The organism is Streptomyces sp. NPDC051684 (assembly GCF_044453445.1).
Lineage (GTDB): Bacteria > Actinomycetota > Actinomycetes > Streptomycetales > Streptomycetaceae > Streptomyces.
The window spans coordinates 15877-37206 of the sequence record NZ_JBITCS010000037.1; the positions used below are offsets into that span (position 1 = coordinate 15877).

Below are 21330 nucleotides of genomic sequence, written 5' to 3' on the forward strand. Positions count from 1 at the left end.
TAACGCGCTTGCGTTAAACAGGCAAGAGGGACGACACTCCTCGCCATGAGCACCGGAACACGCAGCCGCCTCCTCGACATGGCGGAGCGCCTCTTCGCCGAACAGGGCATCCACGCCACGTCACTTCGGGAGATCGCCGCGGCGGCGGACCAGCGCAACACGTCCGCGGTCGCCTACCACTTCGGCACGAAGCGGGGGCTGATCGACGCGATCTACGAGGAGCGGCTCACGGTCACGACGGCGCGCCAGCTGGAGCTGCTGGAGGCCATCGACGCGCAGGGCCGGGGAAAGGAACTGCGGGCGCTCACCGGGGTGTTGGTCCGCCCGATGGTCGAGCGCCTGGAGGATCCGGAGCGGCCCAGCTGGTTCCTGCGGTTCGTCGTCAACGCCATGTACGTCGAGGGCATCGCACCGACCGACCTGAGGGCGCACCCGTGGACGCGCGGCCTGTTGCAGCTGTACTCCCGGATCACGGGCTGCATGCCCGAACTCCCGGACCGGGTACGGGAGAACCGGTGGGACTTCTTCATCGGCCTGCTGCTGCACACGCTCGCGCAGCGGGAACGGATGCTGCAGGCCGGCGCCGACCTGGGCGAGCCACGACTGCTGGCGGCGGACCTCGTCGACGCGGGGGTGGCCGTGCTCACGGCCGAGGTGTCGGACCCGCAGTGGTGAGCGGAGGGGCGATCAGCTGTCCACCCAGCCGTGCTTGCGCCCGCTCTGCACCAACTCCCGGCGGATGGCCAGGATCTGATCGCCTGTCAGGGTGGGGGCGGAGCGCAGCAGCAGCTCCGTGACCTCGTTGGTGAACTCGTCGACGCGCAGCACGTCGCAGAGCACGTCGTCGCCGTCGGCCGCGTGCCGTCCGGGCGTGGGGACCGAGGCTCCCTCGGCGAGCTGCACCGACGAGGCCTTGGGCCCGCGGTCGCCCTCCTCGATGTCGAAGGAGACCTTGAGGCCCGTGCGGATGTACGACTCGGGGATCAGGAGGTCGTTCACATGCAGGAAGACGTCCTCGCCGCCGTCGTCCGGCGCGATGAACCCATAACCACGCGCTCCGTCGAAGCGCACCACACGACCAGCGACCACGCCGACCCCCAACCACCTCGGCGGACCGGTGCCCGCAGCCTCCAACAACGTTTGCGGATCCTACCGGTCCGCCCCCGTGATCCCGCGGACCCGCCGCGGCGACGCCCCAGCGTGATGTCACAGTGACGGAAGTGGCGGTTTCCGCACACAGCAACTCATGTGAGACTGGCGTCCCCCCGCCCACCCTGACGTAAGGGACGTACGCGGTGCGTTCTCTCCCGCTCCCGGTCACCCTGACCGCACGCCTGCTGCCCGTCGCCGTGCTCGCCTGCGCGGGCTGGGCCTATTCGGGCCCCATGGCGGAACAGTCCGCCGGCAAGGACACGGCCGAGTCTGCGCCGCAGTCGTCCTCGGCGCCCGACGAGCCCGGCGAGTCCGTGGCCTCGAAGACCTTCGCGAAGCCGCCGGCACCCTGCGAGGCGCTGCCCACCTCGACGGTCAAGGACCTCGTGCCGGACGCCAAGTCGGCGGGCAAGGAGCTGTCGGCCACCGACGAGTCGGTCCGCCGCGGCTGCTCGTGGAGCGCCCTGAAGGGGTACGACTACCGCTGGCTCGACGTCTCCTTCGAGGTGAAGGACTCCGACGACCTGGCGAAGAAGGCGTTCGCCACCGGGAACGGCGAGAAGCGGACCAGCCCGCTCAAGGGCCTCGGGGACGAGGCGCGCGTGACGAGCTCGCTCACGACGAAGGACAAGCAGGACACCCGCGAGTCCGTCGTGACGGTCCGCGCGGGGAACATGCTGCTGACCGTCACCTACAACGGCAGCGACTTCGAGTCGAAGGGCGCGCCGTCGAACGACACCGTGATCAGAGGCGCCCGCAAGGCCGCCGGGGACGCGGCGGCCTCGCTCGGCTCCGACAAGGACTCCTGAGCCGGCCCTGCCTCGGTCAGCCCTGGCTCGGCGGCCAGTTCTTGAACGTCTTGGGGCGCGGCGGCGCGTACGTGCGCACCTTTGACGTGCTCAGACCCATCCGCACCAGCGACTCGGCGACGGTCACAGCCGCGGCGACACCGTCCACAACGGGCACCCCCGTGCGCGCCTTGACCTCGTCGACGAGGCCCGCCATGCCGCCGCAGCCCAGGCAGATCACCTCGGCCCGGTCCTCCTCCACGGCCCGCGCGGACTGCTCGACGATGGCCTTCACGGCGGCGTCGGGGTCGCGTTCGAGGTCGAGCACGGCGAGGCCGCTGGCGCGCACCGAGGCGAGCCGGTCGGTGAGCCCGGCCAGCTTGAGGCGGTCCTCGATGAGCGGCACGGCCCGGTCGAGCGTGGTCACCACCGAGTACGTGTGGCCGAGGTACATCGCCGTGCTCGCGGCGGCCTCGGTGATGTCGACGACCGGTACGTCGAGGAGCTCCTGGAGCCCCTCACGGCCGTGTTCGCCGTAGCCCGCCTGCACGACGGCGTCGAAGGGCTCCGGGTAGGCGCGGACCGTCTCCATGACGGCGATCGCGGCCAGGTAGCTCTCGTAGTTGCCCTCGCAGGAGTCGGGGCCGAACGCCGGGGTGAGCGGCACGATCTCGGTGCCCGGCGAGGCCACGGCCCGGGCCTGCGCACCGATGCTCTCGGTCATGTCCTCGGTGGTGTTGACGTTGCAGACGAGAATGCGCATGGCGGGCTACAGCTTTCTTCTTGTGGTGCTTTGTGGTGGTGCGGGAGCGGGGGTCAGGCGGCCGGGACCGCGATCTCCTCGCCGTCCATGTCCTTCGCGGTGCGGCTGCGGTCCGCGAGGACAACGTAGAGCAGCGCGGCCAGGCCGGCGCCGATGAACCAGGAGAAGCCGGAGAGCGACTTGAAGGCGGGCACGAGGGCGATCACGACCGCGACGGCGGCGGACGGGACGAACGCGCCGACGGCCCGCAGGTGGAACCCGGAGCGGTAGTGGTAGTCGCCGTCGGCGGCGTCGGTGTAGAGGTCGGGGACGTTGACCCGCGTCTTGCGGACGAGCCAGTAGTCGGCCATGACGACACCGAAGGCCGGGCCGAGCAGGGCACCGAGCCCGCCCAGGAAGTAGTTCACGACGGTCGGGCTGTTGTAGAGGTTCCAGGGCAGGATGACGAGCCCGATGACGGCGCTTACGACGCCGGCCTTGCGGAAGTCGAGCTTGCGCGGGAACAGGTTGACCAGCGTGTAGACGGGCGCCACGAAGTTGGCGAGCAGGTTCACCGCGATGGTCAGGACGATGAAGGCCAAGGAGGCGAGGACCATCAGCGGGGTGCTCGGGATGGTCGCGACGATGTCCTCGGGGCCGGAGATGACGTTCCCATTGATGGCGAACTGGCCACCGGAGAGCACGACGACGATGCCGGCGAAGAAGAGCATGTTCAGCGGGATGCCGACCAGGTTGCCCGCGACGATGGCGCGGCGGCTCTTCGCGGAGCGGGTGAAGTCGCAGAAGTTCAGGACGAACGTGCCATAGATGACCACCCACAGGGCCGCGGACTCGAAGATCTGCCGCCAGGCGTCGAACCCGGTGGGCGCGTGGCCGGTGGAGACCGCGATGGACATGTCCGCCTTGACGAAGATCCAGACGGCGAGCGCGCACATCGTGATGAGGATGGTGGGCGCGGCGAACGCCATGTACTTGCGGATCAGCTCCATGCCGTAGCTGACGATCACGACCTGGACGACCCACAGGACCAGGAAGGTGATCCAACCGAGGGTGGACAGGCCCAGGATCGAGTTGTGGTCGAGCGAGGCGGCGCCGGGCGCCAGCTTCTTGATCACGGCGCCGAGCACGACGGCGGCGAGATACGTCTGGATGCCGAACCAGGCGATGGCGACGGCCCCGCGCACCGCGGCGGGGATCTGCGCCCCGCGGATGCCGAAGGCGATCCGGCTCATCACGGGGAACGGCACGCCCGTCTTGTGCCCCATGTAGCCCGAGAGCGTGAGCAGCCCGAAGAGCAGCAGCGAGGCGACGGCGAAGGCGATCAGGATCTGCCAGACGCTGAGCCCGAGCGCGAACAGGCCCACGGCGAAGGCGTAGTTGCCGAGGCTGTGCACGTCGTTGCCCCACAGCGTGAAGACGTTGTACGCGCCCCAGCGGCGCCCCTCCTTCTTGGTGGGGGCCAGATCGGGACTGTAGAGACCCGGACTGGTCCGGGCGGGCCCGTCGACACCGGCGGTGGGGGTCTGTTCGTGCACGGCAGCCATGACGCGCTCCTGGAAGTCCACATTTTCCGCGATGAGGAATCTTATTTCCTCTTGGCGGGAAGACGCTACGGGTCTGTTTTGCGGTAATCAAGAGGTGTACGCGAAGAAAACACCGATTCCTCACGGGCCAACTGGCCGCCCAATTCGGGCATTTACGGGCCGGGCGCGCAGAGCACGCACAGCACCCGCGTCTCCAGTTTGGTATACCAAACCCGATGGAGGGGGGATCCGTCAATGGGAGACGGGTCACAGAAGACAAACGGAAGCCCCGAGACTCCAGTCGATCGCTCGACGGGAGCTCGGGGCGGTGCGTCTGTCGTCTACCGAGAGCGGCGCTCCCCCGCCATCAGCAGCGTGTAGAGGGCGAGCGACGCCGCGAGGCCCACCGCCCAGCCGTAGTCGGCCAGCGGCTTGAGGAAGGGGATCAGGCCGTCCACGGGGAACGGGCCCGCCTTCTCGCCCTGCGCGTTCAGCGTCGAGTACGAGCCGCCCACGGCCAGGACGCCGCCGACCGCGAAGGCGAGCACGGCGCGCCAGTTCCAACCGCCGCGGTACCAGTAGCGCCCGTCCCGCACATACAGGTCGGCGAGGTGCAGCACCGTGCGCCGCACGATCCAGTAGTCGGCGATCAGGATGCCCGCGACCGTGCCGAGCAGCCCGCCGACCACGCCGAGCCACGTGAAGATGTACAGCTCGGGCGTCGACGTGAGCTTCCACGGCATGACGAGCACGCCCACCACACCGGTGATGATCGCGCCCGTGCGGAAGCCGATCAGCTTCGGCGCCAGGTTCGCCAGGTCGTACGCGGGTGAGACCACGTTGGCCGCGACGTTGACGGAGATCGTCGCCACGAACACCGTGATCAGCGCGAAGAGCAGCCCGAACACGTTGTCCGTCTTCCCCGCGAGCGCCACCGGGTCCCAGATCGGCGCCCCGTACACCTTCTCCGAACCGGCCGTGACGAGCACCGACATGAGCGCGAAGAGCGTCATGGTGGTCGGCAGGCCCATCGTCTGACCCCAGACCTGCGCGCGCTGCCCCTTGCCGAAGCGGGTGAAGTCCGGGATGTTCAGGGACAGCGTGGACCAGAAGCCGATCATGCCCATCAGGCCGGGGAAGAAGACCTTCCAGAAGTCCGGTCCCCAGCCGACCTTCGACGGCTCGTGCAACAGCGGGCCGAAGCCGCCCGCCTTGTTCGCGATCCAGATCAGCAGCACCACCGCGCCGACGAGCACGAACGGCGCCGCCCAGTTCTCGAAGCGGCGCAGCGTCTCCATGCCCCGGTAGATGATGGCGAGTTCGAGCACCCAGAAGACGAAGAAGCAGAGCCACAGGGTCCACGGGTAGCCGCCGACCTCGGCCGCTCCCGTCCATCCTCCGAAGATCTTCCCCAGGAGCACGAAGATGCCCTGGCCGCCGATCCAGGTCTGGATGCCGAACCAGCAGCAGGCCACCGCGGCCCGCACCATCGCGGGCAGATTGGCGCCGCGGACGCCGAAGCCGGCCCGCGCCAGGACCGGGAAGGGGATGCCGTACTTGGGCCCCGCGTGCCCGGTGAGCAGCATGGGGAGCAGGACGATGACGTTCGCCAGGGCGATGGTGAGGACCGCCTGTTTCCAGTCCATGCCCAGCGCTACGAGCCCGGACGCGAGCGTCCACGACGGGATGCAGTGCGCCATCCCGATCCACAGGGCCACGAAGTTGTACGTGGTCCAGCGGCGGTCGGCGAGCGGAACGGGGCGCAGATCCTCATTGGCGTAGCGGCTGCCGGCCGGGTAGGCGTCGGCGGCGAGCTCCACCGCGGGCAGGGGTGCTCTCGGTGCGGTGTCGGTCATGAGCGGTGCGTCCTCCTACGTCATGCGTTCATCGCGGGGATCACGTCCCTGCCGTACGCCTCGATCACCGCCTCCTTCGCGTCGTGCATCGCGTACACGGCGAGCTGGTCGACGCCCAACTCCCGCAGCGCGCCCAGCCGTTCGAGCTGGGCGGCGGGCGGGCCGAGCAGACAGAAGCGGTCCACGATCTCGTCGGGCACGAACGCCGTGTCGGGGTTCCCGGAGCGGCCGTGGTGCGCGTAGTCGTACCCCTCGCGGGCCTTGATGTAGTCGGTCAGGGCGTCCGGGACCATGCCGGAGTGCGCGCCGTACTTGGCCACCAGGTCGGCCACGTGGTTGCCGACCATGCCGCCGAACCAGCGGCACTGCTCGCGCGCGTGGGCCAGCGCCTCGGGCGAGTCGTCGGCGGTGACGTAGGCGGGTGCGGCGACGCAGATCTTCACCGCCGACGGGTCGCGGCCCGCCGCCTGCGCCGCGTCGCGGACCGCCTTCACCATCCATTCGGTGAGGAACGGGTCGGCGAGCTGGAGGATGAATCCGTCGGCCTCCTCGCCGGCCATCTTGAGCGCCTTGGGGCCGTACGCCGCCATCCAGACCGGCAGTTCGGCGCCCTCGCGCACCCAGGGGAAGCGGACGACGGAGCCGCCGCCGAGGTCGGCCTCGTCCCCCCTGGCCAGCGAGCGGATCACCTTCATCGCGTCGCTGATCCGGGCGAGGGTATTGGGCTTGCGCCCGGCCACCCGCATCGCGGAGTCGCCGCGCCCGATGCCGCACACCGTGCGGTTGCCGTACATGTCGTTGAGCGTCGCGAAGGTGGAGGCGGTGACCTCCCAGGTGCGGGTGCCCGGGTTGGTGACCATCGGGCCGACGGTCAGCCGCTCGGTCTCCGCGAGGATCCGGCTGTAGATGACGAACGGCTCCTGCCACAGCACGGCGGAGTCGAACGTCCACCCGTACGTGAAGCCGGAGCGCTCCGCGCGTTTCATGAGGTCCACGACCGCGGAGGCGGGCGGGTCGGTCTGCAGGACGAGTCCGAAATCCATGGGGAGCCCCTCGTGTCGTGTGCCGAGTGCCGGGTGCCGGGTGCCGAGCCGCCATTGAAAGGCACAATCGTGGACTTCCCGGGGAGGCTTGGCAAGGGGTCCGCCGGATGAGTTCTACGCGCGTCCAGCATCCGTCACCCGTGCGGGTGAGGGGCGCACCCCCCTCACCCGCACCGCTCAGACCGCGGCCGCCCTGCGCGCCGGACGCCACCCAGGGCCCGGCACCGCCGCCCGAAGCTGTCGGGTGTACTCCTCTCGCGGGTCCGTCAACAGGCTTTCCGTCGTGCCCTGTTCGACCACACGGCCCGCGCGCATCACCAGCGCCCGGTCACTGATCTGCCGGACCACGGCCAGGTCGTGCGAGATGAACACATAGGCGATGTCGCGGCGTTCGCGGATGTCGGCGAGCAGGTTGAGGATCTGCGCCTGGATCGACACGTCGAGCGCGGCCACCGCCTCGTCGAGGACGAGCACGCGCGGTTCGACGGCGAGCGCGCGGGCGATGGCGACGCGCTGGCGCTGACCGCCGGAGAGCTGGGCGGGGCGCAGCTCCGCGTGACGCTCCACGAGGCCGACCGACTCCAGCAACTCCGTTGCCCGCGCCCTGCGTTCGGCGGCCGACGACGGGAAGTGCAGGGCGAGCGCGGTCTCGACGACGTCGCCGACGCGTTGCAGCCGGTCCAGGGACGCGTACGGGTCCTGGAACACGATCTGGATCTCGCGGGCGCGGCGCCGCCGCTCGGCCGACGGCACCCGGCGCCGAGCGGCGCGCTCCCTGCCGCACACGGTCAGGCGCCCCGCGTCCGGTGTCTCCAGACCGAGCAGCATCCGCGCGACCGTACTCTTGCCGGATCCCGACTCCCCGACGATCGCCAGGCACTCCCCGGCGGCCACGGTGAACGACACGTCGTCCACGGCCACGGCGTCGCCGAACGTCTTGCGCAGACCGGCCGCCTCGACGACGGCCCCAACACTGCCGCTCACCATGTCGCGACCTCCTCCGCCCGCAGGCACGCCACTCGGGCTCCGTCCGTCAACTCCCGTTCCTCCGGCTCCTGTTGACCGCAGACCTCGACGGCGTGCGCGCAGCGCGGGGCGAACGCGCAGCCGGGTCCCTCCTCCTTCGCCTCGAAGGCCGCGACCGGGCGGCCGGGGATGACCGGGAGGCGGTCGGCCCGCTCGGCGAGGCTCGGGCGGGAGCGGAGCAGGCCCGCCGAGTAGGGGTGCCGGGGGCGGGCGGTGAGCGCCTCGGCCGGCTGGGTCTCCACCGTGCGGCCCGCGTACATGACGGCGAGCCGGTCGCAGGTCGCGGCGGCCAGTTCCAGGTCGTGCGTGATCAGCAGCAGCGCCAGGCCCCGGGCCCGGCGCGTCTCGTCGAGGATGGCCATGACCTCGGACTGGGCGGTGACATCCAGCGCGGTGGTCGGCTCGTCGGCGAGCACGAGGTCGGGCTCGGCCGCGAGCACGGAGGCGATCATGACGCGTTGCAGCAGGCCGCCAGAGAGTTCGTGCGGGTACTGGCGCAGCCGCCGCGCCCCGTCGGGGATGCCGACGTCGGCGAGGATCGCGACGACGCGGCGCTCGGCCTCCCGGCGCGGCACGCCCCGTTCGGCGACCAGCGCCTCCGTGAGGAAGTCGCCCACGGAGCGCACCGGGTTGATGTGGGCGCGCGGGTCCTGGAAGACCATGGCGATCCGGCGGGCCCGCAGGGCACGCAGGGCACGGCCGCCGAGCGCCGTGACGTCACCGCCCTCGAACTCGACACGCCCGTGCGTGCGCGCGCCCTTCGGGGTGAGGCCGATGACGGCGCGGGCGGTCATCGACTTCCCGGAGCCGGACTCCCCCACGAGGCCGACGGCCTCGCCACGTCCGAGCGTGAGATCCACCCGATCGACGAGGGCCCGACGTGCGCCACCGTACGGAACATCGAGCCCGAACCCACGCAGGGCAAGCAGCGGTTCCGCTCGGTCAAGCCCCTGCGGCGATTGAGCAGCGGGGCCCGGGGCAGAGCCCCGAGACCGCAACGTCGGCTCCCCGGCACCCGCGTGCTTCCGCACAAACCTCATCGCGCGTCCCTCCCGATCCGATCCCCGAGAACATTCACCGCACACACCGCGAGGGCAATCGCCGCCCCCGCGGCGACCGCCTCGACCGGATTGCCGCGCATGGCGCTGTCGAGGCCCGACTTCACCATCAACCCCCAGTCGGGCGTGGGGGGTTGGACGCCGAGGCCGAGGAAGGAGATCGCCGCGAGGTCGATCACGGCGTACCCGAGCGCGGACACGGCCTGCGCCACGATGATCGGCCGCAGGTTCGGCAGCAGGTGCCGTACGCAGATGGTGACCGCGGGCCGGCCCTGCACCCAGGCGGCCGCGACGTAGGGCAGGTTCCGCTCCCGCAGCGCAGCGCCGCGCACCACGCGGGCGACGTACGGGGTGTACGCGACGGTCAGGCCGAGCGCGACCGGCATCAGGCCGGGGCCGAGCACGGCGACCGAGAGCAGCGCGAACACGATGCCGGGCACCGCGAACAGCACGTCGAGGACCCGCGAGACGACCATGTCCACCCAGCCGCCGCACCACGCCGCGGTGATGGCGAGGGCGGTGCCGACGGCGGCCGAGACGGCGATCACGACGACCGGGCCGAGCAGGGTGGGGCGGGCGCCCCAGATCAGCCGGGACAGCACGTCGCGGCCGAGGGCGTCGCCGCCGAGCCAGTGTCCTGGCGTGGCGTAGCCGAGCGTGTTGAACAGGTCGGGCAGGTCGGGGTCGTAGGGCGCGACGAGCGGCGCCGCGAGGGTGCCGAGGACGATCAGGGCGAGGACCGCGGCCGCGGCGCGGGCGAGCGGGTCGCGCGGCACCGCTCTGCGGGCGGCGGTCAGCGAGGTGGCGAGGGCGGTGGTCATCGAGCCATCCGGGGGTCGAGGACGGAGTAGAAGAGGTCGACGACGAGGTTGACGACGACGAAGGACGCCACGAGGACGAGCACCACGGCCTGCACCACGGCGAAGTCCCGCTGCATGATGGCGCGGACGAAGAGCGAACCGATGCCGTCGAGGGCGAACACGTTCTCCACGACGACGGCCCCGGCGAGCAGCCCGGCGACGGTCAGGCCGATGACGGTGGTGACCGGCACGGCCGCGTTGCGCAGCACGTGCCGCCGTACGATCCGGGACTCGGCGAGCCCCCGGCTGCGGGCGGTCTCCACGTGCTCGCGGCCGAGTTCCTCGCGCACGGAGGCGCGGGTGATCCGGGCGAGGTACGCGGCGGAGCCGACGGCCAGCGTGACGGCGGGCAGGGTGAGGTGGTGCACGCGGCCCCACAGTCCCTCGCCCGCGCCGAACACCGGGAACCAGCCGAGCCCGCGCGCGAACACGATCACGAGGACGACCCCGATGACGAACACCGGGGTGGCGAGCAGCACCGAGGAGACCCCGGTGACGGCGGCGTCGGTGCGGCCGCCGCGCAGCGCCGCGAGGGTGCCGGCGGCGAGCCCGCCGACGACGATGAGGAGCGACGAGTAGCCGACGAGCCACAGGGTGGTCGCGGCGCGCGTGGCGAGCAGCGTCGTGACGTCCTGCCGGTAGACGAGCGAGCGGCCGAGGTCGCCGCCGAGGGCGTCGCCGAGCCAGCTGACGTAGCGCACCAGGAACGGGTCGTCGAGGTGGTACTGGGCGCGGATCGCGGCGATCTGCTCGGGCGTTCCGGTGCGGTTGCCCAGCAGGAACGCCATCGGCCCGCCCGGCACGAGATACAGCAGCCCGTACACGAGGAAGGAGGCGACGAGCAGCACGGCGGCGAGCCCGACGAGCCGCAGCAGCACGAATCTCAGGGTCGGGTGCAGCGAGGGTTTCACAGCGGTGCGGTTCACAAGGGACGTCATGTGTCACCGACCTCCCAGGCCGGTGGCCCACGGGTAGTAGAGATACGGGAACGAAGGGACGGCGCCGGTGATCCGGTCGCTCTGGTAGAGGATCACCGGCAGGTTGTTCAGCGGCATCCAGGTCACGTCGTGCGCCACCCTGCTCTGGATTCGAGTGACGATGCGGGCGCGTTCGGCCCGGTCGGAGGTGGCGCGGGCCTTCTTGATGTCGGCGTCCACACCGTCGTACCCGCTGAAGTTGTTGTTGCCGCCGGACAGGAAGACGGTGTACGCGTCGAGCGGGTCCGGCACATTGCCGTACCAGGTGGACAGGAAGGCGTCGATGCCCCTGCGTGCCTTGGGGTCCTGGTAGAGGTTGCCGTACTGCTCGACGGGCACGACGCGGATGTCGATGTCGAGGCCGAGCTTCTTGCCGGTGGCCTTGACGAGGTTGCCGGTGAGTTCGTGCACGGAGGAGCTGCCCTGCACCGCGATGGTGATCCGCTTGCGGGCGGCGGGTCCTGCCTCCTTCAGCAGCTTTCTGGCCTTCTTCACGTCGGCCTTGCCGCTGGGGAGTTGGTCGTACGCCTTGCGGAAGGTGTCCTTCTCGTAGCCCCAGGTGGCCGGTCCGGCGAGGGCGCGTTGGGCGGGCGCCGTCCCTTGGAAGACGGCGGCGCCGAGCGCGTCGCGGTCGAGGGCGTAACTGAGGGCCTGGCGGACCTTCCGCATCGCGTAGGGGCCGTCCTTGGTGGCGTCGAGCAGCGCCCAGTACGTGAGGGAGCGGCCGAGGGTGACCTTGCCGGTGGGCGAGGACTGCAACTGGCCGATCGCGGCGGGCGGCAGGTAGAAGTACTGGCCGTCGACCTCACCGGAGCGCAGCGCGTTGACCGCGGTGGTCTCGTCGGCGATGAAGCGGAAGGTCAGCGACTTGGAGACGGGCCGGTGCGGGCGGTTCCAGTAGTCGTTGTTGCGGGTGATGGTGAGCGATTCGCCGGAGCGCCAGCGCGCGAACTCGAACGGGCCCGTACACATCACGCCGTGCTTGGGCGTCCCGTAGTCCGTGTCCGCCCGCTCCATGGCCGACTTCTCGGACACGGCGCCGGCCGCGGTGGCCATGGCCTGGTTGAACAGGGCGTCGGGCCGCTTGAGGGTGACCGTGAGCTGCATGCGTCCCGTGGCCCGCACGGAGTCGACGTTCTGGAAGTAGTCGCCCCACCAGGTGCCGAGCTTCGGGTCGAGGTGGCGGCTCAGACTGGCGGCCGCGTCGTCGGCGGTCAGCGGCCTGCCGTTCCAGAAGCGGACGCCCTCGCGGAGCGTGTAGACCCACTTCTTGGGGGTCGGGTTGGCGGCCTTGGTGGCGAGCCCCGGCTTGATCCTGAAGTCGGGGGTGAGTCGCAGCAGGCTTTCGCAGAGGTTCGAAAGGACCGTGTTCTCGGCGTAGTTGAAGGACTTGATCGGGTCGATGCCCTGGGGCTCGTACGGCAGGTTCCAGGTGATCGAGTCGAGCGGCTTCGTCGCCTTCGGGGTCGAGGTCTTCAGGTCGAGCGCGACGGCGGGGCGCAGCCCGCCGGGCCCGCCGCCGCAGCCGCCGAGGGTGGCGGTGAGGAGCAGCGCGGCGAGGACGGAGGTGAGGAAGCGGCGCTTCACAACGCCCCACCCCCGTCGACGAGTTCACCGTCGCGCGCGATGATCCGGCCGCCGCGCACGACCATCCGCGGCACGGGCCTGCGCACCACGGCGCGGGCCACGCTCGGCGCGTCCACGAGGATGAAGTCGGCCGGGTCGCCGGGCCGGAACGCGACCCGCTCCAGGCCCAGGAGGTCGGCGCCGCCGTCGGCCACGAGCGCGTAGCAGGCGGCGAGTTCGGCGTCGGTGCGCGCGTCGCTGCGGTAGGCCAGCAGATGGGCCCGGTCGAGCATCTGGGCGTCGCCGAACGGGGTCCACGGGTCGCACACCCCGTCCGAGCCGACGGCGACGGCGGCGCCCGCGCGGGTGAGCGCGGCGAAGGGGACAAGCGGGTCGGCGCCCAGGGCGCAGGTCGTGACGGTGATCCCGGCCGCCGCCAACGTGCCCGCTACATCGGTGAGTTGCGCGGCGCCCAGCCCGTCGAGCGCGAAGGCGTGACTGACGGCCACGCGGCCTTCGTGGCCCGCGGCCGCCGTGCGCCGGGCGATCTCCAGGATCTGGTCGATGCCGACGGCACCCCGGTCGTGGAGGTGGATGTCGAGCCCCACGCCGCGCCGCTCGGCGAGCGCGAAGAGCAGATCGAGCTGTCCGTCGCGGTCGCCGTCGAAGCCGACCGGGTCCAGGCCGCCGACCAGATCCGCCCCCTCGTCGAGCGCCTTCTCCAGGAGGACGTCGGTGCCGGGCGCGGCGAGGACCCCGAGCTGCGGGAACGCGACGACCTGTACGTCGAGGAGGCGCGCGCGGGCGTCGGCCGCCGCGCGCACGCCGCGAATGTTGTCGACCCCGTACTGCGGCGCCACGTCGGCGTGCGCGCGCAGGGCGCGGGTGCCGTGGGCGACCGCGTGGTCGAACAGCGCGCCCGCGCGCTCGGCGACCGGGGCCATGCCGGTGCGCACCGAGGCGTCGTACGCGATGAGTTCGGCGAGGGTCCCTGCGGGCTCGCGGTCGAGCCAGGGCCCGCCCCAGGTGGTCTTGTCCGGATGGATGTGGGCGTCGACGGGCGCGGGCAGCGCGAGCAGTCCGGCGCCCCCGCACTCCTCGCCGGCGCCGGCCAGTCCGTCGGCGTCGACGAACCGCCCGCCCTCGATCACCAGGTCGCGGGCGGTGCCGCCGAGCGGGCGCACCCCCGAATAACGCCTCCGGTCGCACTGCTCCATCGAGCCATCTCCCGTGTGTGGTTTCGGAGTTGCCGAGCCGCCGCATAGAGTTATCAGACATCTGATGTTTCGAGAAGAGGGTGTGCAGAAGGCGCCGGAGACGGCAGGGCGCATAATCGCGAGGGGCGCCCAGCGCGCCCTCCATTCACGACAGGCGGGGAGACATGAAGAGCGTCGGGCGGAAGTCCCTGGTGGACGCGGCGATCACCGAACTGCGCGGGGAGATCGCGAGCGGCAGGTGGCAGGTCGGCGACAAGATCCCTTCGGAGAGCACGCTCGCCGAGACCCTCGGCGTCAGCCGCCTGTCCGTGCGCGAGGCGGTCCGCGCGCTGGTGCACACCGGGCTCCTGACGACCCGCCAGGGCGACGGCACCTATGTGACGGCGACGGACGAGACCGCCGTCGCGTTCGGCCGGATGCTCGCGGACGTGGCCGACCGGGACGTGGAGGAGGTCCGTAGAGGGCTCGACCTCGTGGCGGCCCGGCTCGCCGCGAGCCGCCGCACGGAGGCCGACCTGGCGGAGCTGCGGGAGATCACGGGCCGCCGCCAACAGCACTTCGACGCACGGGAGTTGAAGGAGTTCGTCGAGGCCGACATCGAGTTCCACCTGTGCGTCGCGCGCGCCGGGCAGAACCCGCTGCTGCTCGACCTCTACACGACGCTCAGCACGGCGCTGCGCGACACCGTCCTCGCGGACGACATGCGGCACTCCACGACGGACGCGCACCAGGCGCTCGTGGAGGCCATCGCGGCGGGCGACCCGGCGGCGGCGGACGCCGCGGCGCTGGCGATCATCGACGCATAGGAACCGTCAGCCGGCGGCGGTCCGCTCGCCTTCCCGCCTCGGGAAAGTACCGAGGTCGCCGACCCGATAGCCGTTCGGGTAGCCGCGGATGTTGGGGCTCTGCCGGCCGAGCAGCGGGGTGCGCCTGGCCGGCAGGAGCCGGACGAACCGGCCGCGCAGCCTGAGCCCGCCGCGCACCACGCGCTCGACGGCCGCGTTCGGGTCCGGGTAACCGAACGCGGCCCGCAGCGGCGCGTCCATCAGGCACACCGAGGCCCGGCGGACCGCACCGCCGAGCGGCCCCGGGTACCAGGAGGCCATCAGGTCGAGGGTCGCCTCCGACACGGCGTGGCCGCCTGAGTCGAACCCGAAGTGGCGCCGCTCGTAGTCGTCCATGAGGCGCTCGAAGTCCTCGTACGTCTCGGGGATGTCCTGGATGTTCATGCGCCGGCCGAGCGCCCGGTAGTAGTTGGTGGTCGCCCGGACCTCGTGCGGCGAGTACGGCCGCCACGCGTAGTCGTCCATCCAGCGCTTGGGGACGACGACGAACGTCGACAGCACGTACCGGAAGTCGTCGTTGGGGATGTCGTAGGCGCGGTGCATCTGGTTCATCCGCCGGATGGCCTCGCGCCCCTCCCCCGTGTCCATGCCGTGCTCGCCGACGGCGTCGAGGATGAGCGCGGTGTCGTCGTACCGCTTCTGCGTGCGCCGGGTGAACTCGCCGGTGTGACCGAGGAGTTTGCCGATGCTCGGCACGGCGTACGTGCGGTAGAGCGCGAACCCGAGGGCCTGCATCGTGTCCCAGGGGAACTCGTAGGTGGCGCTGATCCGGTAGATCTCCTGGAAGTCCTCGTCGGGATCGAGCCGCCGGATCTGCCGGGTCCAGTGGTCGCGCCGCATGCTGGTCCTCCCTGGGCCGGGTCCCGTACACACCTGCGCCCCAGCTTCGTACGGCCGCCTTCAAGGATCAAGACCGACGCCGCCCGGACGCGGGGCACGAGGTGACGGAGCCGACGGGGTACCAGGTGACAGAGGTCACGCGGACACGCGGGTCGAACACGGAATGCGCGGGTCCGTCCCGCTGCTGCACGGGTTGTCGGCCGATCCCTGTCCCGGGGACCGGCCTCCCCGTTTCTTTGAAAGGCTTCCCGCACCATGCCGCTGGCCCTGTTGGCCCTGGCTGTTGTCGCGTTCGGCATCGGCACCACCGAGTTCGCCACGATGGGGCTGCTGCCCCAGATCGCCGACGGCATCGACGTGTCGGTGCCGCACGCCGGCAATCTCGTCTCCGCGTACGCGCTCGGTGTCGTCGTCGGCGCGCCGGTCCTGACCGGCATCGGCGCCCGGATTCCGCACAAGAAGCTGCTGCTGCTCCTGTCGGGCCTCTTCGTGGTCGGCAACGTCGCGTCCGCGCTCGCCCCGAACTTCGGCCTGCTCTTCGCCGCGCGCTTCCTCGCCGGACTGCCGCACGGAGCGCTGTTCGGTGTGGGCGCGGTCGTCGCGTCCCGGCTCGTCACCCCCGACCGGGCCGCGCGCGCCGTCTCGAAGATGTTCCTCGGCCTGACCGTCGCGAACATCGTCGGCGTCCCGGCGAGCACGGCCCTCGGCCAGCACCTCGGCTGGCGCTCCGCCTACTGGGCGGTCGCCGTCATCGGCGGTGTCGCCCTCGCGGCGCTCGCCCTCTTCGTGCCGCACCAGCCGCGCGGCGAGGGCGCCGGGATCCGGCACGAGCTGCGGGCGATGGGCAACCGGCAGGTCGTGATCGGCCTGGCCACGGCCGTGGTCGGCTTCGGCGGCTTCTTCGCCGTCTACAGCTACCTGGTGCCCATGCTGACGAACGTCACGGGCATCTCCGACGCCTCGACCACCCTGGTCCTCGCGCTGTACGGCGTCGGCATGACGCTGGGCACGCTGGTCGCGGGCCCGCTCACCGACCGGGCCCTGCGGCCCACGCTGTACGCGGGCCTCGCGCTGCTGGCCGCGGCGCTCGTGGCGTTCTACTTCGCGGTCCACAGCACGGTGCCCGCGCTCATCGTCATCACCCTGGTCGGGGCTCTCGGCTCGCTCATCACGACGCCGGTGCAGATGCTGCTGATGGCCAAGGCGGAGGCGGCCCCGACCATGGCGGCCGCCTCCAACCACTCCGCCTTCAACATGGCCAACGCGGGCGGCGCCTGGCTCGGCGGCCTCGCCATCTCCGCCGGCTGGGGCTGGACCTCCCCCAACCTGGTGGGCGCGGCCCTCGCGATCGCAGGCCTCGCCCTGGCCTTCGCGGGCGGCTTCCTGGACCGCGGCACCCGCCGCTCCGACGTGATCGCGTCCTCCGACCCCGAGCCTTCGGCTCAGCCCGACCAGGTCACGCTGACGAAGCCCTGACGACGACTCGGAGCCCCGTGGGCCGAGCACCCTCTCAGCTGCCGAAGGGCACATCCTGGCTGGTGGCCATCCGGCGGGTGTCCGGGTGCGCCTTCACGTAGTCCTGGATGTACGAGAGGGGGTCCCGTACGCCGCTGTCGTTCGTGCCGCAGCCCTTCGGGCCGCTGACGCCGTCGGGGTAGCAGGACATCCGGTTGCCGTAGATCAGGGAGTCCACGGCGGCGCCGTCGGCCGAGTCGGAGAGCAGGGTTTCGGTGCGCTCCCGGTCGCCGGTGCCCACGGTCCAGCCGACCGTGCCGGCGAGCTCTCCGCGGTCCCGGGCCGCACCGCCGGCCTGCAGTTCCTCGCGGATGCTGCCGAACTTGAACGCCATGTTGAACAGGCCGTCGTCCATCACCCGCTGGTTCCGTGCGATGGCCGTGCCATGCTCGGCGTAGCCGTCCCGGACGTCCGCGTAGGTGCCGCTGTAGGCGACGCCCTCCTTGCTGTTCAGGCTGCCCGTCACGTCCTTCCAGCCGCTGCCGCCCTCGGTCCCGTAGAAGCCGTAGAGCACCCGGATGCCCTGGCTCTCCAACTTGGCGCGGGCCAGGTCCCGCAGGGCGGCGGCGGAGCACTGCTTCCTGTCCGGGTCGCCGCTCTCGCACCAGTCGGGGTTCTTCATGTCCAGCCAGACGAACGACACTTGACGCCCCGTCCGGTGCTCCTTGGCGACCTGGTCGAACATGGCGGCCATCGTGTCGCCGTAGCTGGTGAGAGTGCCGTCGTGGTCCGCCCACCAGCCCTCCTTCCAGGCCGTTGCGTCGATCTCCAGCGCGTTGGCGCCGTCCCGGAGGGCCGCGCTCACCCCCTGAGTGGTGAGGACCCGGTGGGCGATGGCCCAGGTGGGGCGCTGCCCGCCGGACTCGTCGGCGGGCGCGGCGCCCTGGGCGGCGGGCGCGGTGCCCACGGTTCCCAGGGCGGCGGTGACGAAGGCCAGGGCCAGCGGAAGCAGTGTCCTGCGGCGGCTGCGTACGGCGCTCATCCGGACGGGGATCCTCTCTGTCGGACAGCAGGCAAAACTCGCAGGAGCTTATGCGGACTTACCAACCGGTAACCAGCGAGTGTGACGTAAGTAACCGGCCAGTAACCTGGTTCTCGCGGGACCGCCGGGATTCACTGCACCTCCCCAGCCCGTCCGGCCCCCGGATACGGAGACACAAGATGCAGTGGCAGGGAATCAGCAGGCGCGCGATGCTCGCGGGGGTCGGCGGCGTCGGCACCGCCGTCGCCCTGGGCGCGTTCGGCCGGCAGGCGCTCGCGGCCGAGAACGGTGTGGCCAAGTTTCCGATACCGGCCAAGGCCGAACTGAACGTGCTGGTCACAGGGGACGCCGGCACCGGTACGCCCGACCAGTTCGCCGTCGCGGCCGCCGCGCGCAAGCTCTGCGAGAGGCGCGGTGTCGACCTCGCGATCGGGCTCGGCGACAACATCTACGAGAACGGCCCCGAGGACGACCTGGACGACGAGTTCACCACCAAGTTCGAGGAGCCCAACAAGGGCATCGACGTCCCCTGGCTGATGGTGCTCGGCAACCACGACACCAGCGGCGTCATCCCCGGCAGCGGCGGCCGCCCGTCCCGCGGCGACCACGAGATCGCCTACCACCGGCACTCCGCCCGCTGGTACATGCCCGAACGCCACTACCGGGTGGCCGTCCCCCAACAGGCCCCCGTCGCCGAGTTCTTCGCCATCGACACGACGCCGCTCTCCTCGTACGTCCTGCAGACCGACCCCGAGTACCATTGGGACGGCCCCTTCGCCCACAAGCAGCGCGCCTGGCTGGCCGACGCACTCGCCGCCTCCCGCGCCCCCTGGAAGTTCGTCTTCGCCCACCACCCGCTGCGCAACAACGGCTCGCACGGCAACGCGGGCGCGTACGAGGGTGTCACCTGCGGCGACTACATGAGCGGGAAGCACGTCAAGGAGCTGTACGAGGAAGTGGTCTGCGGCAAGGCCGAGTTCATCCTCTCCGGCCACGACCACACGCTCCAGATCCTGGACACCGGCGCCGGCCACCACGGCACCCAGCAGATCGTCTGCGGCGCCGCCGCCAAGACCGGCGGGAAGGGCAACCAGGCCGAGAACAAGGAGTTCTGGGCGGCCTACGACACCCTCGGCTTCATGACGCTCTCGATCAACGCCGACCGCGTGGTCACCGACGCGTACACCGTGGATCCGGAGACGTCCGACTACCGGCACGCGTACCGCCACACACGGACGGACCGCATCGCCCGTTAGTGACACCCGCTCACCTATATGGTTCCCGCGGAGATGCGCGCGGTCGGCAACGAGGGTGGTCTGTCGGTCATGGCTTCTCACGACGACAGCACACCGGCAGCGGACACCACACGGCGTCGCGTCCTCGGCCTGTCCACGGCCCTGGTCGGCGGCGCCCTCACCACGTGTCTGACGCCCGACGCCGCCGCCCACTCCCCTGTTCCCATGGGGCCGCCCCGGCCCGCCGCCATGCCCCTCCATCGGCGCTACCGCGTCTCCGCCCGCTACGGAGTGCGCGGCAACTGGCAGGCGGGGCACCACACGGGAATCGACCTCGCGGTTCCCGAGGGGACGCCGGTCTTCGCCGTCCGCGCGGGCACCGTCGTGCTGGCCCAGCGGTCGGGCGACTACGGCAAGGCGGTGACCATCCGCATGTCGGACGGTCACTACGCCGTCTACGGACACCTCAGCCACATCCGGACCCGCAGGGGAGCCCGGGTCACCCCCGGCATGCGCATCGCGGACAGCGGCAGCACAGGACGCGCCACCGGTCCACACCTTCACCTGGAGATCCGCGCCCGCCGCGGGTACGGATCGGACGTGAACCCGGTCGCCTATCTGGCGAGGCACGGCGTCCGCCTCACGTGACACCGCCGTGCCACCGCTCCTGTCAGCCCAGGTACTGGCAAGTCCCCCGCGGCATGTACACCCCGTGTCCCGCACGCCCGGTGAACTCCCCTTCGTTCACCACGAGTTCGCCCCGCGACAACACCGTCTGCACCCGCCCCGTGATCTGCTTGCCCTCGTACGCCGAGTAGTCGACGTTCATGTGGTGGGTGTCCGCGGAGATGGTCTGCTCGGCCGCCGGGTCGTAGATCACGACGTCCGCGTCGGCGCCCGGCGCGATCGTCCCCTTCTTCGGATACAGCCCGAACATCCGGGCCGGCGCGGCGCACGCGATGTCGATCCAGCGGCGGCGCGAGATGTGCCCGTCCACCACGGCCTGGTGCAGCAGGTCCATGCGGTTCTCAACGCCCGGCATCCCGTTCGGGATCTTCGAGAAGTCGCCGCGGCCCAGCTCCTTCTGCCCGCTGAAGCAGAATGGGCAGTGGTCGGTGGAGACCACCTGCAACTCGTTCGTCCGCAGGCCCCGCCAGAGCGCCGCCTGATGCTCCTTCGGCCGCAGCGGCGTCGAGCACACGTACTTCGCGCCCTCGAAGTCCGGCTCCGCCAGGTTGTCCGTCGACAGGAACAGATACTGCGGACAGGTCTCGCCGAACACCGGCAGTCCCTCGTGCCGCGCCCGCGCCAGCTCCTCCACCGCCTCCTGCGCCGACACATGCACCACGTACACCGGCGCGCCCGCCACCTGCGCCAGCTTGATCACCCGGTGCGTCGCCTCCGCCTCCAGCAGCGCCTTGCGCACCTCACCGTGATACCGCGGATCCGTCTCACCGCGGGCCAGCGCCTGCTCCACCAGAACGTCGATCGCCAGACCGTTCTCCGCGTGCATCATCACCAGGCCGCCGTTGTGCTCGGCCTGCTGCATCGCCCGCAGGATCTGGCCGTCGTCGCTGAGGAACACGCCCGGATACGCGGTGAACAGCTTGAACGAGGAGACGCCCTCCGCCAGGAGACCGTCCATCTCCTTCAGCGACGACTCGTTCACGTCCGACATGATCATGTGGAAGCCGTAGTCGATCGCGCACTGGCCGTCGGCCTTCGCCATCCACGTGTCAAGACCCTCGCGCAGCGCGCCGCCGCGCGGCTGGATCGCGAAGTCGACGATCGTCGTCGTGCCGCCCCAGGCCGCGGCACGGGTGCCGGTCTCGAACGTGTCCGACGCGTACGTGCCGCCGAACGGCATCTCCATGTGCGTGTGCCCGTCGACGCCGCCGGGGATGACGTATTTCCGCGACGCGTCGATCGTGCGCGCGTCCGTCCAGGACGCGGCGGTGTCGCTTCCCGTGGCCGCGAGGGCCACGACACGGCCGTCCTCGATGAGGACGTCGGCGTGCATCTCGTCGGCGGCGGTGACGACGAGTCCGCCGCGGATGACCGTACGGACGGCGCTCATGTGCTCC

20 protein-coding genes are annotated in these 21330 nt (G+C 71.0%); 6 read left to right on the top strand and 14 right to left on the bottom strand.

Features of this window, described 5'->3' with window-relative positions:
* Nucleotides 1-45 precede the first annotated feature (45 nt).
* Nucleotides 46-675 (top strand): TetR/AcrR family transcriptional regulator, encoded by a 630-nt coding sequence (locus ACIA8D_RS33520; RefSeq protein ID WP_399237976.1) that lies wholly within the window; start codon nt 46-48, stop codon nt 673-675.
* Nucleotides 676-687: 12 nt separating this feature from the next.
* On the opposite strand, the gene ACIA8D_RS33525 is transcribed toward ACIA8D_RS33520, so the two are convergent.
* Entirely contained in the window at nt 688-1089 is a 402-nt protein-coding gene (locus tag ACIA8D_RS33525) for a cold-shock protein (protein WP_399237977.1), read from the bottom strand.
* Nucleotides 1090-1295: 206 nt separating this feature from the next.
* Between ACIA8D_RS33525 and ACIA8D_RS33530 the strand changes: the two genes are divergently transcribed.
* Nucleotides 1296-1961 carry a hypothetical protein gene (locus ACIA8D_RS33530; RefSeq protein WP_399237979.1) on the top strand — a complete coding sequence of 222 codons (666 nt, stop codon included), beginning with the start codon at nt 1296-1298 and terminating at the stop codon, nt 1959-1961.
* Nucleotides 1962-1977: 16 nt separating this feature from the next.
* Here ACIA8D_RS33530 and ACIA8D_RS33535 read toward each other — a convergent pair whose 3' ends face one another.
* From ACIA8D_RS33535 to ACIA8D_RS33580, 10 genes are all read right to left on the bottom strand, one after another.
* The gene (locus tag ACIA8D_RS33535; RefSeq protein WP_399237980.1) at nt 1978-2703 is read right to left on the bottom strand and encodes an aspartate/glutamate racemase family protein; all 726 of its coding nucleotides are present in this window, start codon (nt 2701-2703) and stop codon (nt 1978-1980) included.
* A gap of 53 nt (nt 2704-2756) precedes the next feature.
* On the bottom strand, nt 2757-4247 hold the full coding sequence (locus ACIA8D_RS33540; protein WP_399237982.1) for an NCS1 family nucleobase:cation symporter-1: 1491 nt from the start codon (nt 4245-4247) through the stop codon (nt 2757-2759).
* Between the two features lie 320 nt (nt 4248-4567).
* Nucleotides 4568-6082, bottom strand: coding sequence for an NCS1 family nucleobase:cation symporter-1 (locus ACIA8D_RS33545; protein ID WP_399237983.1), 1515 nt, complete (start codon nt 6080-6082; stop codon nt 4568-4570).
* Nucleotides 6083-6102: 20 nt separating this feature from the next.
* Complete coding sequence (locus ACIA8D_RS33550) at nt 6103-7125, bottom strand: TIGR03842 family LLM class F420-dependent oxidoreductase (RefSeq protein ID WP_399237984.1); 1023 nt, start codon at nt 7123-7125, stop codon at nt 6103-6105.
* A gap of 177 nt (nt 7126-7302) precedes the next feature.
* Nucleotides 7303-8112: an ABC transporter ATP-binding protein gene (locus tag ACIA8D_RS33555; protein ID WP_399237985.1), complete on the bottom strand. Its 810-nt coding sequence runs from the start codon at nt 8110-8112 to the stop codon at nt 7303-7305.
* Nucleotides 8106-9011, bottom strand: coding sequence for an ABC transporter ATP-binding protein (locus ACIA8D_RS33560; protein WP_399237986.1), 906 nt, complete (start codon nt 9009-9011; stop codon nt 8106-8108). Before ACIA8D_RS33560 ends, ACIA8D_RS33555 begins: the two co-directional genes overlap by 7 nt.
* A gap of 176 nt (nt 9012-9187) precedes the next feature.
* Nucleotides 9188-10030: an ABC transporter permease gene (locus ACIA8D_RS33565; RefSeq protein ID WP_399237988.1), complete on the bottom strand. Its 843-nt coding sequence runs from the start codon at nt 10028-10030 to the stop codon at nt 9188-9190.
* Nucleotides 10027-11007, bottom strand: coding sequence for an ABC transporter permease (locus ACIA8D_RS33570; RefSeq protein ID WP_399237989.1), 981 nt, complete (start codon nt 11005-11007; stop codon nt 10027-10029). Before ACIA8D_RS33570 ends, ACIA8D_RS33565 begins: the two co-directional genes overlap by 4 nt.
* Nucleotides 11008-11010: 3 nt before the next feature.
* Nucleotides 11011-12633, bottom strand: a complete 1623-nt coding sequence (locus tag ACIA8D_RS33575; protein ID WP_399237990.1) for an ABC transporter substrate-binding protein — start codon at nt 12631-12633, stop codon at nt 11011-11013.
* A complete protein-coding gene (locus ACIA8D_RS33580; RefSeq protein ID WP_399237991.1) occupies nt 12630-13829 on the bottom strand; it encodes an amidohydrolase in 1200 nt (399 codons plus the stop codon). The genes ACIA8D_RS33575 and ACIA8D_RS33580 overlap by 4 nt, the downstream gene beginning before the upstream one ends.
* Nucleotides 13830-13993: 164 nt before the next feature.
* On the opposite strand from ACIA8D_RS33580, the gene ACIA8D_RS33585 reads away from it, so the two are divergent.
* Nucleotides 13994-14635 carry a FadR/GntR family transcriptional regulator gene (locus tag ACIA8D_RS33585; RefSeq protein ID WP_399237992.1) on the top strand — a complete coding sequence of 214 codons (642 nt, stop codon included), beginning with the start codon at nt 13994-13996 and terminating at the stop codon, nt 14633-14635.
* A 6-nt stretch (nt 14636-14641) separates the two neighbouring features.
* On the opposite strand, the gene ACIA8D_RS33590 is transcribed toward ACIA8D_RS33585, so the two are convergent.
* Complete coding sequence (locus tag ACIA8D_RS33590) at nt 14642-15514, bottom strand: oxygenase MpaB family protein (RefSeq protein ID WP_399237993.1); 873 nt, start codon at nt 15512-15514, stop codon at nt 14642-14644.
* Nucleotides 15515-15769: 255 nt separating this feature from the next.
* Here ACIA8D_RS33590 and ACIA8D_RS33595 point away from each other — a divergent pair, with 255 nt between their 5' ends.
* Nucleotides 15770-16990: an MFS transporter gene (locus tag ACIA8D_RS33595; RefSeq protein WP_399237994.1), complete on the top strand. Its 1221-nt coding sequence runs from the start codon at nt 15770-15772 to the stop codon at nt 16988-16990.
* Nucleotides 16991-17024: 34 nt separating this feature from the next.
* On the opposite strand, the gene ACIA8D_RS33600 is transcribed toward ACIA8D_RS33595, so the two are convergent.
* Nucleotides 17025-18011: a phospholipase gene (locus tag ACIA8D_RS33600; protein WP_399237995.1), complete on the bottom strand. Its 987-nt coding sequence runs from the start codon at nt 18009-18011 to the stop codon at nt 17025-17027.
* 179 nt (nt 18012-18190) lie between these two features.
* Here ACIA8D_RS33600 and ACIA8D_RS33605 point away from each other — a divergent pair, with 179 nt between their 5' ends.
* Nucleotides 18191-19267 (top strand): metallophosphoesterase, encoded by a 1077-nt coding sequence (locus tag ACIA8D_RS33605; protein ID WP_399237996.1) that lies wholly within the window; start codon nt 18191-18193, stop codon nt 19265-19267.
* A gap of 69 nt (nt 19268-19336) precedes the next feature.
* On the top strand, nt 19337-19894 hold the full coding sequence (locus tag ACIA8D_RS33610) for a M23 family metallopeptidase (RefSeq protein ID WP_399237997.1): 558 nt from the start codon (nt 19337-19339) through the stop codon (nt 19892-19894).
* Nucleotides 19895-19916: 22 nt separating this feature from the next.
* On the opposite strand, the gene hydA is transcribed toward ACIA8D_RS33610, so the two are convergent.
* On the bottom strand, nt 19917-21323 hold the full coding sequence (gene hydA / locus ACIA8D_RS33615; RefSeq protein ID WP_399237998.1) for a dihydropyrimidinase: 1407 nt from the start codon (nt 21321-21323) through the stop codon (nt 19917-19919).
* Between the last annotated feature and the right edge of the window lie 7 nt (nt 21324-21330).